Here is an 11367-nt window from a genome sequence, read left to right as displayed (position 1 = left end):
GGCGCGCCGGGCGCCGCCCCCGGGGCCGTCGGCGGCACGCCGCCGGAGGCGTCCAGCGGCGGCGCGACGGTGAAGCGGTACGGCGCCGACTCGCCGACCCAGTCGCCGTCCGCGCCGCGCCGCTGCACGACGGTGGCCGTGGCCGCGACCGGACCGGGCGGGGCGTCCGCGGTGAAGCGCAGCCGGAGCGCGACGCGCACCGTGCGGTGCGCCGGCAGGACGACACCGGGGTCGTGCTCGGCCACCACCGCGACGTTCTCGTCGTTGTCGGTGTGCGCCACCCGTACCGGCCGCCAGCGCGGCGCGGACGGCGCATCGGCCCCTTTCGTCCCGCCGGTGGTGAACTCGCGGTATTCCAGTCGAATATGGCGTGCCATCAGTGTGCGGTCGCGGTCGACGAGGACGATGACCGGATGCACGTCCCGCCGCGCCCGCCGGGTGGTGTTCTCCAGTTCCACCCGGAACTCCCGCGCCGCGGCGCCCGCCACGAAGGTCCGGGGACCCTCCTGCAGCCGGGCGCGTACGGGGAAGGGTTCTCCGGTCGCCTGGGCCGCGGTCAGCACGACCGTGGCCGCTGTCATGGCAAGAGCGCTGCGCCACCTCATGGGCAGCGAAGTTCTCACGTTCGTACGGTCATATGCCCGTACGACGCGGGGCGGTCCGCGACGGCTACCCGTACGGGCGGTCAGCCGCCCGCCGTCTGGCCGAACAGCGGGGCCAGGGCCAGCAGCGCCGCGCCCCGGGCGACGGCGCGCGCGCCGTCCGGGACGAGGGCGACGGGGACGGTACGGCCGGCCGACCGCCGCGTACGGGCGTCCATGGCGGCGGCGACCTCGCTCCGGAACAGCTCGGGCCGCGCCAGCACCGTGCGCCCGCCGAGGACGACGCGGTCGATGTCGAGCAGCGAGACCAGGTTCGCCGCGCCGAGCCCGAGGACCCGGGCCGCCCCGGCGTGGTCGCCCCGGCCGACGGCGGCCAGGCACAGCGCCTCCAGGCAGCCGAGGTTGCCGCAGGCGCACCGCGGCCCGTCGAGGGCGACCGCCTGGTGCCCGAACTCCCCGGCGCCGGTCCTGGCGCCGCGGTGCAGCGTGCCGCCGAGGACCAGGCCCGCGCCCAGTCCGCTGCCCAGGTGCAGATAGCCGAAGGAGTCCCCGGGTCCGGTGCGGTCGGGCGGCGACAGCACGGACAGGGCGGCGGCGTTGGTGTCCTTGTCCAGGACGACGGGCAGCCCCAGGCGGTCGGCGAGCGCGTCGCGCAGCGGGTAGCCGTCCCAGGCGGGGAAGCCGGTGATCCGCAGCAGTGCGCCGCTCCGGTGGTCCAGCGGGCCGGGGGAGGCGACCCCGGCGCCCAGCACCGCGCCGCTCGCGCCGGGGGTGTCCGCGACGGTCGCGCGCACCAGGTCCGCGACGGCGTGCAGCACCTCGGCCGCGGGGCGCCCGAGGTCGAGGGGAGCGGTGCGGGCGTCGGTGGTCTCGCCCGCCAGGTCGGCCAGGAGCACGGTGACCTCGTCGCGGTCCAGGTGCACCCCGACCGCGTACCGGGCACGGCGGGCCAGCCGGAGCAGGGTGCGCGGTTTGCCGCCGGTGGGGGCCCCGCGGCCGGCCTCGTCGACCAGGCCGTCCGCGCGCAGCCGCGCCACGATCTTGCTGACCGCCTGCGGGGTGAGGGCGGTGCGCTCGGCGAGCTCCAGCCGGCTGATCCCCTCGCCGTCCGCGACGGTCGCGGTGCGCAGCAACCCGAGCACCAGCGCGGTGTTGTGGCTGCGCAGCGCGGGCAGGTTGGCTCCGGCGGTTGCGTTGTTCACCTGCCCATTGTCGGGCACGCTTGCACTTTCGCAACAGCGTTGCTTAAGTGGGGCGCATGGCTTCCGCACCCCTTCGCGTCGCACTGGTCGGCTACGGCCTGGCCGGCTCGGTCTTCCACGCCCCGCTGATCGCCGCCACCGACGGCCTCGTCCTCGACACCGTCGTCACCGGCGACCCCGAGCGCCAGGCGCAGGTCCGCGCCGCGTACCCGGACGTCCGTACCGCCTCCGCGGCGGACGAGCTGTGGAAGCGCGCGGACGAGCTGGACCTGGTGGTCATCGCCTCGCCGAACAGGACCCACGTCCCGCTCGCCACGGCCGCGCTGGAGGCCGGGCTGCCGGTCGTCGTCGACAAGCCGCTGGCGGCCACCGCCGCCGAGGCGGACGCCCTCGCCGCGCTCGCCGCGGAGCGCGGACTGCTGCTCTCGGTCTTCCACAACCGCCGCTGGGACAACGACTTCCTCACCCTGCGCGGGCTGCTGGAGCGCGGCGAACTGGGCGAGGTGTGGCGCTTCGAGTCCCGCTTCGAGCGGTGGCGGCCGGACCTGAAGGGCGGCTGGCGCGAGTCCGGCGACCCCGCGGAGGTCGGCGGTCTGCTCTACGACCTCGGCAGCCACCTGGTGGACCAGGCGCTGACCCTCTTCGGCCCGGCCGTGAGCGTGTACGCCGAGCGGGACGTGCGCCGGGCCGGCGCGCAGGCCGACGACGACACCTTCGTGGCCCTCACCCATGCCGGCGGGGTCCGCTCCCACCTGTGGATGACCGCCACCACCGCCCAGCTCGGCCCGCGCTTCCGGGTGCTCGGCAGCACCGCCGGCTGGGTCAAGCACGGCCTCGACCCGCAGGAGGCCGATCTGCGCGAGGGCGCCCGCCCCGCCCCCGGCGCCGCGTGGGGCACCGAACCGGAGTCCGCCTGGGGCCTGCTGGGCGCCGGCGACGACGTCCGCCCCGAACCGACGCTGCCCGGGGACTACCCCGCGTACTACGCGGCTGTCGCCGCCGCCCTGCGCGACGGCACCGAGCCGCCGGTCACCGCGGCCCAGGCCGCCGCGACGCTGGCCGTGCTGGAGGCCGCCGCCGTCTCCGCCCGCGAAGGCCGCACGGTACCGCTGGCGCCCCGCGCCTGACCCCCCGATCGCCCGGCCCGCGGCGCGCTCCCCTCGCGGCCGCCGGCCGGGCGCTCCTCACCCTCGGGTGCCAGGACTGCGGGAGTGGTCCGGCACGTCCGGGGGAGGGCGGTGGGCCGGCGGCGGTTCGCCGGGCTCGGGCAGCCGGGCGCGGAAGCGGACGAGCACGGCGCCGTCCGCGGTGTGGTGCACCTGCACGCCGTCCAGCGGCTCCTCGTCGCCGCTGCCGGCCAGTCGACGGCACAGCCGGGTGGTCTCGAAGGGGGACGGCGGTTCCGGCGGAGCCCCGCCGTTGCGCGCGGGCGGCTGGTCGTAGCCGGTGTCGGTGACGCACACCGAGCAGTGCCCGTCCTCCACGCCGAGCGTGACGCGGAAACGCCGCGCCTGGCCGTGCGTGACGACGTAGTCGCAGGCCATCAGCACGGCCTGGGAGATCCGGGCGCCGGCCGTGCCGCCGGCGAGGATCTCCAGCGCGGCACGGCTCATGCGCGCGGCGAGCGCGTCGCTGCCGGGGGCGCGGTACAGCGAGCACGTCCAGGAGACGTCGAGGGCGGATCTCTTCGGATCGGACAGGGACAGTCGTGAGGAGGCCGCGAGCTTGGCCATGGCCGGACCACGTCCTGTGGGCGTAGGAGGCTGCTCTGCCGGCGACCGGGGTCCTGGGCCGCCCTGTCAGGCTAGAACAGCCGATCCGGGCCCTGCCAGGGCGCGTTGGGGGCGCGCGGGCGGGGTGCGGCTCAGGCCGCGGGATCCGGCCAGTCCGGCAGGATGGTGAAGTACTGGGTCAGCCGCGTCGCGCGCAGCGTCCGCAGCGTGAAGCCGTCCCGGCACACCAGCCGTACGCGCCCCTGCTGCTGCTCGGCGCGACGGCGTGCGCGCACCAGCGCGGACAGCCCGGTGCAGTCGATGAAGTCGACCGGCCGGAGGTCCACCACGATGTCCGGGCGGTCCGTCCCGGTGAGCAGGTCCAGCGCGGCCGAAACCTGCGGCGCGGTCAGCACGTCCACCTCGCCGTCGAGCGTGACCACCGTGCTGTCGCCCTCCGCGCGGCGGCGGACCGAGGCGATGGACGGGGTACTCGTCAGGAGGGATGTCTCGGACATGGGTACCACCCTAGGGCAGACGGTCCATCACCTCCCGCATTCAGGCCATGACTTGACAATCAGTAACCGATTGTGTCAGGTCGCGCCGTCCCGCAGCCGGTCGGTGTCGAAGCTGCCGGCCACCACGCCGGTCGCCAGCTCGGCCATCCGCAGCCGGTGGCTGCGCGCGTACCGGCGCAGTGCGCCGAAGGCCTCGTCGACGCCCACCCCCCACCGCTCCGCCAGCATCCCCTTGGCCTGCTCCACCACCACTCTGCTGTCCAGCGCCCCCTGCAACTGCTCGGCTAGCGCCTCCTGTTCTCGGCGGGACCGGCGCTGCAGCACCCCGACGGCCGCCGCGTCCGCCAGCGCGCGGGCCAGCTCCACGTCCCCCGCGGGCGGCTCCCCGGGGCCCGCGCGCAGCACGCTCAGCGCGCCTATCACCTCCTGGCCCCGGCGCAGTGGCACCGCGTACGCCGCGTGCAGGCCGGCCTCCCGCGCCCGGGGCGCGAAGCGCGGCCACAGCTCGTCGCAGCGCGCCAGGTCGGGCACGTCTATCGTGGCCGCGCACCGGTAGCAGTCCAGGCACGGCCCCTCCTCGTCAAGGGCGGGCAGCAGTTCCGGGACCGCTCCGGCGGCGGCCGCGCGCAGTGCGCCGTCCGGCCCGGCCAGCAGCAGCCCCGCCGTGCGGGCGTCCAGCAGTTCCACACAGGCCGTGGCCAGCCGCCCGAGGTGGGCGTCCATGTCGAAGTCCCCGCCCAGGGTGTCGGCGAGCCCGACGAGGGCTTCGGCGAGCCGCCGTTCGCGCGGAAGGGGGTGCGGGTGTTCGGTCACGGCGTGCTCCCGCCATCGTCGGCCACGGCTCCGCCGGGATTCTGCCATGCCGGCGGACCGCGGCATTCGACGGGAAAACGGCAACTGACCCGTTCTGACAGCACTTTGACGGATCGGTATGTCAGGATTGGCGCAGACCGGTCCCGTCCGCCATCCAAGGGGGAGTGGATGTACGGCACCTCCACCGGCCCGTTGCTCAAGGCCGCCCGCGCGGCGGCGGTAGCCGCCGTGCTCGCGGTGGCCCTCGGCGGCTGCTCCCGCGGCGACGGCGCCGCGGATTCCGGGCGGCACAAGGGCGCGCGGCAGAGCACTCCCATGGCCGGCGCCCCGTTCTGGGTCAACCCGGACACCGCCGCCGCCCGCCAGGCCGGCCAGTGGCGCGAGGACGGCCGTGAGGCGGACGCCGCGCTGCTGGAACGGATCGCGGGCCGCCCGGTGGCCGAGTGGATCGGCCCCGACGACCCCCGCGGCCAGGCCGAGGACCTGACGCGGGCCGCCGCGGAGGCCGGCCGCACCCCCGTCCTGGTCCTCTACAACATCCCGCACCGCGACTGCGGCCAGTACTCCAGCGGCGGCGCCGCCGACGCGGACGCCTACCGGACCTGGCTGGACCAGGTCGCCTCCGGCATCGGCGACCGCGAGGCGCTGGTGGTCCTGGAGCCTGACGCGCTCACCCACCTGGTCGACGGGTGCACCCCCGGCCGCTTCGCGCAGGAGCGCTACGCCCTGCTCGGCCACGCCGTCGACACCCTGGGCGACCTGCCGCACACCGCCGTCTACCTGGACGCGGGCAACGCCGGCTGGGTACGGGACCCCGCGCGACTGGTGGATCCGCTGCGGCAGGCCGGCATCGAGCGGGCCGACGGCTTCGCCCTGAACACCTCGAACTTCTACACCACCGAGGACAACACGGCCTACGGCACGCGGCTGTCGGAGCGGCTCGACGGCAAGCACTTCGTCATCGACACCAGCCGCAACGGCCGCGGCCCGCTCCAGGGCGGCCACGACGAGGCCTGGTGCAACCCGCCCGGCCGGGGCCTGGGCACCCCGCCGACCACCGACACCGGGAACGACCTGGTCGACGCCTACCTGTGGATCAAGCGCCCCGGCGACTCCGACGGCACCTGCAAGGGCGGTCCCAAGGCCGGCGACTGGTGGCCCGAGTACGCCCTGGGACTGGCCCGGCGCGCGGCGTCCTGAGACACCGCGCGCCGGGCCCCGCCCGCCCCCACAGGGACGAGGCGGCTACGACACCTTGACCCAGCGCGCCACCGACGGCGTGCCCTCCTCGTCGGTGACCACGACCATGTACCAGCCCGGCGGCACCAGCGACGGGTCCTGCGGCACGGTCAGCCGCACCGACCCCTTGCCGCGCTCGATGTCCAGCGCGATCGACCGCTGTTCGGTGTCGGTGGCGTGGGTGACCGCGCTCGGCCGGATCAGCCGCGCCGTGTCGATGTGGTCGGCGTACCGGGTGGGGAACGCCATCGAGCCGCCGCGCTCCACCGTCCGCGGGCCCTCGCCCAGCGAGGGCTTGGAGTCCCGGTACAGATAGGGCGGGGTGTAGATCTCGACGCGCTGCTCGAAGAAGCCCGGGGTGGTGTCGGCCTTGTCCCCGAACAGCGGGTTGGAGCCGAAGACCGCCACCCTGCCGTCGGGCAGCAGCAGCGCCTCGGCGTGGTAGTTCCGTCCCACGGCCGGGTCGGCGGCGTCCCGGAAGACGTCGCGTACCGGGTCGTAGATCTGCGCCCTGAGGATGTCGCTGCCGTTGCGCCCCCGGTAGTCGCGGGAGCCGCCGGTGGTGAAGACGGTGTCGTCCGGCAGCAGCACGCTGTTGAGGTAGCGCGTGGGCGCGGGCAGGTCGGGACCGTCGGTGTACGCCGGGCTGACCGCGTTCAGGTCGACCACGGCGGTGCGCGCGGTCGAGGAGTGGGACTCGCCGACCCCGCCGCCGCCCAGCACCATCACCTTCTGGTCCTGCGCGGGCGCCAGCAGCACCGAACTGGCCGTCTCCAGGTCCTCGGCGTCGCGGAGCCCGGGCACCGCCGTGAAGCGGTTGGTCCGCAGGTCCCACAGGCCCGGGACGCGGCCCTCGTCGGCCGGGCCGTAGCCGGCGTTGGCGCCCGAGTAGAAGATCTTCCCGCCCTGCATGAGGAAGAGCGCCGGGTAGGTCGGGAAGTAGCGCGTGGTGGTGTACGTCCACTTCCGCGTCCTGGGGTCGTAGATCTCGTTCTTCCCGGGGACGACCTGGCCGATGTCGTCGAGGCCGGAGACCGACAGCACCCGCCCGTCGGCGAGCGTGACCAGGGTGGGGTACCAGCGCGCCTCGTTCATCGGGTCGACCGGGATGTAGCGCTCCGCTGCCGGGTCGAACTCGTAGGCCTCCTTGATCCCCTGGAAGTCCTTCTTGTCCAGGCCGAGCTTGGTGGCCAGTCCGTAGAGGTTGTTCCGGTCCGGGCCCTCCAGGCCCCGGATCTCGTACTGGGCGGCGGTGTTGACGATCCCCGCCTCGCCCTTGACCAGCGACTGGACGAAGACCCGCACCTCGCTCGCGGTGACCGTGACCTTGCCGCTCTTCTTGTCGACGGTCTTCTTCGCCCGCGGGACGGTGACCGGGAACTCCGAGCGGAAGGTGCGGCCGTTCTCGTTGTTGACGAAGACCGTGCCCTGGGGGAACGTCCGGGGCGCGTCCGGGTTCTCGTTCTTGATCAGCATCGCGCCGCCCGCCCGGTCCACGGCCTCCTTGAGCTTCTCGTAGCGGGCCGTGCCGCCGGCCACCAGCAGCCGGCCGTCCGGCAGCTGGGTGTGGCCGGCGCAGAACATGTCCTTGGGGGTGTCGATCTCCTTGAAGGTGTTCTTCACCGGGTCCCACAGGACGCTCTTGAACGACTTGGCCTCGAAGTTCGTCTCGTCGTTGCCGGATCCCGCGATGAGCAGCACCTTCCCGGTGTGCAGCAGCGCGGCGTGGATGGCGTTGATCCGGTACTTCTTCGGGACCTCGAGCTGCTCCCAGTGGCCGTGGGCGGCCTTGTACTCCGGCTGGTTGATCTTGTAGTCGTGGTACGTCGCCGCGGTGTAGCTGTAGAGCGCGGGCGCGTTCATCCCGGCCAGGACGCTCACGGCGGTGCTCCCGACGGCGATCTTCCGCAGTCTGCGGCTCGGTCGGTAGGTCATCGGGCGGCGCTCCTGGTGCGGGCGGACGACAGCCACCAGACGGCGATCGGCGCGACGGCGAGCAGCAGCGCCAGTACCGCCCAGGTGCGCATCGCGACGTGGGTGTGGCCGTTGAAGAAGCTCGCGACCAGTGACCCGCCGAACACGAGCGTCCACAGGATGTGGGTGCGGAAGGTGGACAGCAGCCGGTCGGGGCTGGCCGAGTCGCCCTTGGGCGTGACCACGAAGCGGCTCTTGCGGCGCAGCACGGCGTCGATCAGCGAGCGGGCGTAGATCGGCGCCGACAGCGCCGACATCACCATGCCGGCCGCCCCCGAGGAGCCCTCGGGCTCGTGCGGGCTGACGTTGTGCCGCCGGTTCCAGACGTACAGGCCGATCTGCAGGGCCGCGGCGTCGCTGTAGAGCATCATCCAGACCTCGGAGTCGATCTGGACGCCGGAGGCGCCGAGTCCCAGGAACAGGGCGCAGCTGAGGCCGCCCAGCATCCAGTTGACCGCCGTCATCGGGTAGTAGACGACCATCAGCGTGTAGTTGAGCAGCCGGCCCGGGGACAGGGTGAAGGGCATCTTCCAGAACTGCTTGATGAGCGTCTCGTAGGTGCCGCGGCTCCAGCGCAGCTGCTGGGTGAAGAAGTCGGTCCAGGACGACGGGCCCTCCCCGACCGCGAGCACGTCCGGGGTGTAGACCGAGCGCCACTTGCGGCCGGTGGCCGGATTGCGCCGGCGGTGCAGTTCGAGGCCGGTGGCCATGTCCTCGGTGATCGAGTCGTACAGACCGCCGATGCCCTTGACGGCGCTGATCCGCACCGCGTTGTTGGTGCCCACGAACATCGGGGCGCCGTAGCGGTTGCCGGCCCGCTGGATGAGGGCGTGGAAGAGGAACTGCTGGCTCTCGGCGGCCTTGGTCACGGCGGAGTCGTAGTTGCCGTACACCTGCGGGCCCACGACGAAGGCGACGTCGGGGTCGCGGAAGTAGCCGAGCATCCGCTCCAGGAAATTGGGGAGCGGCACGTGGTCGGTGTCGACCGAGGCGAAGAACGTGTAGTCGTCGCCGTGCGCGTCCAGCCATGCGTTGTAGTTGCCGTGCTTGGTTCTCGCGCGGTAGGAGCCGGTGGGCCGGTTCCACTTCTCGACGCCCTTACGTGAGAAGTGGTGCACCCCCAGCCGGTCGCACAGCCGCCGGACCTCGGGGTCGTCGCCCTCGTCCAGCAGCCATACGTCCAGGTTGCCGCGGTGGCGGAGCCGGATCGCGGCCTCCAGGGTCGCCCGCACCATCTCCAGGGGCTCCTTGCCCGGGACGAAGGTGGTCAGGAAGGCGACCTTGGTGCCCTCCTCGGGGACCACGGGCACCGGGTCGCGGGCGACGAGGGTCGCGTGCGCGTTCGACGTCACGTTGATCAGCCGGAAGAGCTCGATCAGGCCGATGGATATCAGCATCACGGTGTCGCAGGCCGTCATCCAGCCGGGCGCGTTCGCCCGGCGGGTCCAGTGGGCCGGCTGCAGCAGCCAGGCGAGCAGCACCGCGGAGAGCACCGGAGCCGCGCCGAGCAGCAGCGCCGCGCGGATCCGGTGGGGCTCCTCCGCGAGCAGGCTGCGGTAGCGCACCCGGTACGGGACACCGGGCTCCGGTTCGGTCAGCGGGCCGGCGAGTCTGCTGTAGTGCTCGTAGTCGTACCGGGGCGCCACCGCGCCGGGCCGCGGCCGGGCCGGGCCGGGACGGGTCTGGTGGGGTATGACCGGTACGGCGCCGGGCGCGCCGGCGTCGGGGTGGTCGGTGGTGTACTGCTGGGCGCCGGTCGGTGTCGGCGGCATGGGAATGCTCCCCCCGAAGCATCTGCGCCGCTCGCGCGGCGATGGTGTCCCGGGCGTTGCGGCCCCCCGCCCCCCGGGGTGTTGACACGTGTGCGGTCTGCTCCCGGTCGGACGACGCCGGCTTCGGCTCGTCGGCGACCGGACCGCGCTGGGTCACGCCGCTGGCCCACCCCCCTTGCCGGAGCCGTCTCCCCTTGGCTCCGCTCGGTCAAAGGCGCCGAAACGGGTCCCTGTCCTGTCGTTTGAGGAGGATAGATTCCATTTGGCGCTTACATGTCCTGCGCGCACAGCCTTCCCGAATGCCCGTCTTGATCGCAAGGCGGGAAACGAGTTGTTAACCGGCCAAATGAGCGATTTGGGATGTCTGTTCGTTCATTCGGTCGACTCGGGCGCCGTTCAGGAGCGGGCGAGCAGCATGAGCACGGCGTCGTCGGAAAGGCTGCCGCCGGTGTGCCGCAGCAGGTCCGCGTAGAGCCGTTCGACCGCGGCGTCGAGGTCCTCCGCCGACCCGGCGGCCAGCAGCGCCGCGCGCTCGGCCAACGGGTAGAACGAGCCGTCCACGGCGCTGCGCGCCTCGATCACCCCGTCCGTGCACAGCACCAGGACGTCGTCGGCGCCGAGCGCCTCCTGCCACGGCCGGGGCGGCGCCCCCGACGCGAACTGGGACAGGCCGAGCGGCACCCACGGATCGGGCGGGTCGAGCGAGACGACCGTGCCGTCCGGGGCGACCCGCAGCGGGGGCACATGCCCGTAGTGCAGCAGCCCCACCTGCCCCGGATCGTTGAACTGCAGGAACAGCGCGGTGGTGAACTCGCCCGGCGACATGTGCCGCGCGACGCTCGCGTCCACCCGCTGCGCGACCCGGGTCAGCGCCTCCTCGTCGTACGCCGCCTCCCGGAAGGAGCCCAGCGTCACCGAGGCCGTCTGCACCGCGTCCAGTCCCTTGCCCCGGACGTCGCCGATCAGCGCGCGCACGCCGTGCGGGGTCTCCATCACCGTGTACAGGTCGCCGCCGATCTGCGCCGTGTCGGCCGCCGAGACGTAGCGCACCGCCAGCCGCAGGTCGCCCACCACCGGTCCGGGCGGCAGCAGCAGCGCCCGCTGGGCGGCCTCGGCGACCGAGTGGACGGCGGCGAACACCCGCCGGCCCTGTTCGTAGCGCCACGCGATGTAGGTGCCGAAGAGCGAGACCACGACGTAGGCGATGAGCTGCCCCCACAGCAGGGTGGCGGTGTCCGGCAGCCGTACCTCGTCGTACGGGAGCAGCGCCAGCTGCGCGACGAGCCCGGCCGCGCCGATGGCCAGGGTGCGCCGCCAGGACGTGGAGACGCTTGCCAGCGCGGGCGCCATGACCATCAGCGGCGCGAGGTAGATCTGCGGGCCGGCCAGCCAGTCGCTCAGTGAGATGCCGACGATCAGCAGCAGCGGCAGCAGCATCCCGCTGCCGACCGGTACGACCGAATCGAGGACCCGCAGAGCGGGTCCGCCGCGGTAGGGCCTTCTCCGTCGTGACGACCTCACCTTTAGAACATAGA

10 protein-coding genes are annotated in these 11367 nt (G+C 73.5%); 2 read left to right on the top strand and 8 right to left on the bottom strand.

Translation table 11 applies throughout. The features are described 5' to 3' along the window. Together PV364_RS20640 and PV364_RS20635 are read right to left on the bottom strand one after the other, a co-directional pair. The coding region (locus PV364_RS20640; protein ID WP_319661576.1) for a hypothetical protein at positions 1–581 on the bottom strand (581 nt) is incomplete at its 3' end. A 104-nt stretch (positions 582–685) separates the two neighbouring features. Further along, on the bottom strand, positions 686–1804 hold the full coding sequence (locus PV364_RS20635; protein ID WP_319661575.1) for an ROK family transcriptional regulator: 1119 nt from the start codon (positions 1802–1804) through the stop codon (positions 686–688). Between the two features lie 56 nt (positions 1805–1860). On the opposite strand from PV364_RS20635, the gene PV364_RS20630 reads away from it, so the two are divergent. After that, the gene (locus PV364_RS20630; RefSeq protein WP_319661573.1) at positions 1861–2931 is read left to right on the top strand and encodes a Gfo/Idh/MocA family oxidoreductase; all 1071 of its coding nucleotides are present in this window, start codon (positions 1861–1863) and stop codon (positions 2929–2931) included. 57 nt (positions 2932–2988) lie between these two features. Here PV364_RS20630 and PV364_RS20625 read toward each other — a convergent pair whose 3' ends face one another. The 3 genes from PV364_RS20625 to PV364_RS20615 all read right to left on the bottom strand — a co-directional run bounded on the left by PV364_RS20625 (position 2989) and on the right by PV364_RS20615 (position 4847). Then, positions 2989–3537 (bottom strand): hypothetical protein, encoded by a 549-nt coding sequence (locus PV364_RS20625; protein ID WP_319661572.1) that lies wholly within the window; start codon positions 3535–3537, stop codon positions 2989–2991. A gap of 131 nt (positions 3538–3668) precedes the next feature. Beyond that, entirely contained in the window at positions 3669–4034 is a 366-nt protein-coding gene (locus tag PV364_RS20620; protein ID WP_319661571.1) for an STAS domain-containing protein, read from the bottom strand. A gap of 75 nt (positions 4035–4109) precedes the next feature. Then, a complete protein-coding gene (locus tag PV364_RS20615) occupies positions 4110–4847 on the bottom strand; it encodes a GAF and ANTAR domain-containing protein (RefSeq protein ID WP_319661570.1) in 738 nt (245 codons plus the stop codon). A 168-nt stretch (positions 4848–5015) separates the two neighbouring features. Between PV364_RS20615 and PV364_RS20610 the strand changes: the two genes are divergently transcribed. Continuing rightward, a complete protein-coding gene (locus PV364_RS20610; RefSeq protein ID WP_319661569.1) occupies positions 5016–6047 on the top strand; it encodes a glycoside hydrolase family 6 protein in 1032 nt (343 codons plus the stop codon). A 45-nt stretch (positions 6048–6092) separates the two neighbouring features. On the opposite strand, the gene PV364_RS20605 is transcribed toward PV364_RS20610, so the two are convergent. The 3 genes from PV364_RS20605 to PV364_RS20595 all read right to left on the bottom strand — a co-directional run bounded on the left by PV364_RS20605 (position 6093) and on the right by PV364_RS20595 (position 11353). Beyond that, a complete protein-coding gene (locus tag PV364_RS20605) occupies positions 6093–8021 on the bottom strand; it encodes a kelch motif-containing protein (RefSeq protein WP_319661567.1) in 1929 nt (642 codons plus the stop codon). After that, positions 8018–9832: a cellulose synthase catalytic subunit gene (locus PV364_RS20600; protein ID WP_319661566.1), complete on the bottom strand. Its 1815-nt coding sequence runs from the start codon at positions 9830–9832 to the stop codon at positions 8018–8020. The genes PV364_RS20605 and PV364_RS20600 overlap by 4 nt, the downstream gene beginning before the upstream one ends. A gap of 396 nt (positions 9833–10228) precedes the next feature. Then, positions 10229–11353, bottom strand: a complete 1125-nt coding sequence (locus PV364_RS20595; protein ID WP_319661565.1) for a PP2C family protein-serine/threonine phosphatase — start codon at positions 11351–11353, stop codon at positions 10229–10231. Positions 11354–11367: the final 14 nt, after the last annotated feature.

Source organism: Streptomyces sp. MI02-7b (genome assembly GCF_033793585.1).
Lineage (GTDB): Bacteria > Actinomycetota > Actinomycetes > Streptomycetales > Streptomycetaceae > Actinacidiphila.
The sequence above is the reverse complement of the archived record's forward strand: the minus strand, read 5'-3'. Positions and strand labels throughout refer to the sequence as shown.

What these genes read in the sequence shown, in the direction of transcription:
- PV364_RS20620 (WP_319661571.1), bottom strand. Translation starts at nt 4,034, where the DNA reads ATGTCCGAGACATCCCTCCTGACGAGTACCCCGTCCATCGCCTCGGTC.
- PV364_RS20610 (WP_319661569.1), top strand. Translation starts at nt 5,016, where the DNA reads ATGTACGGCACCTCCACCGGCCCGTTGCTCAAGGCCGCCCGCGCGGCG.
- PV364_RS20625 (WP_319661572.1), bottom strand. Translation starts at nt 3,537, where the DNA reads ATGGCCAAGCTCGCGGCCTCCTCACGACTGTCCCTGTCCGATCCGAAG.
- PV364_RS20600 (WP_319661566.1), bottom strand. Translation starts at nt 9,832, where the DNA reads ATGCCGCCGACACCGACCGGCGCCCAGCAGTACACCACCGACCACCCC.
- PV364_RS20605 (WP_319661567.1), bottom strand. Translation starts at nt 8,021, where the DNA reads ATGACCTACCGACCGAGCCGCAGACTGCGGAAGATCGCCGTCGGGAGC.
- PV364_RS20630 (WP_319661573.1), top strand. Translation starts at nt 1,861, where the DNA reads ATGGCTTCCGCACCCCTTCGCGTCGCACTGGTCGGCTACGGCCTGGCC.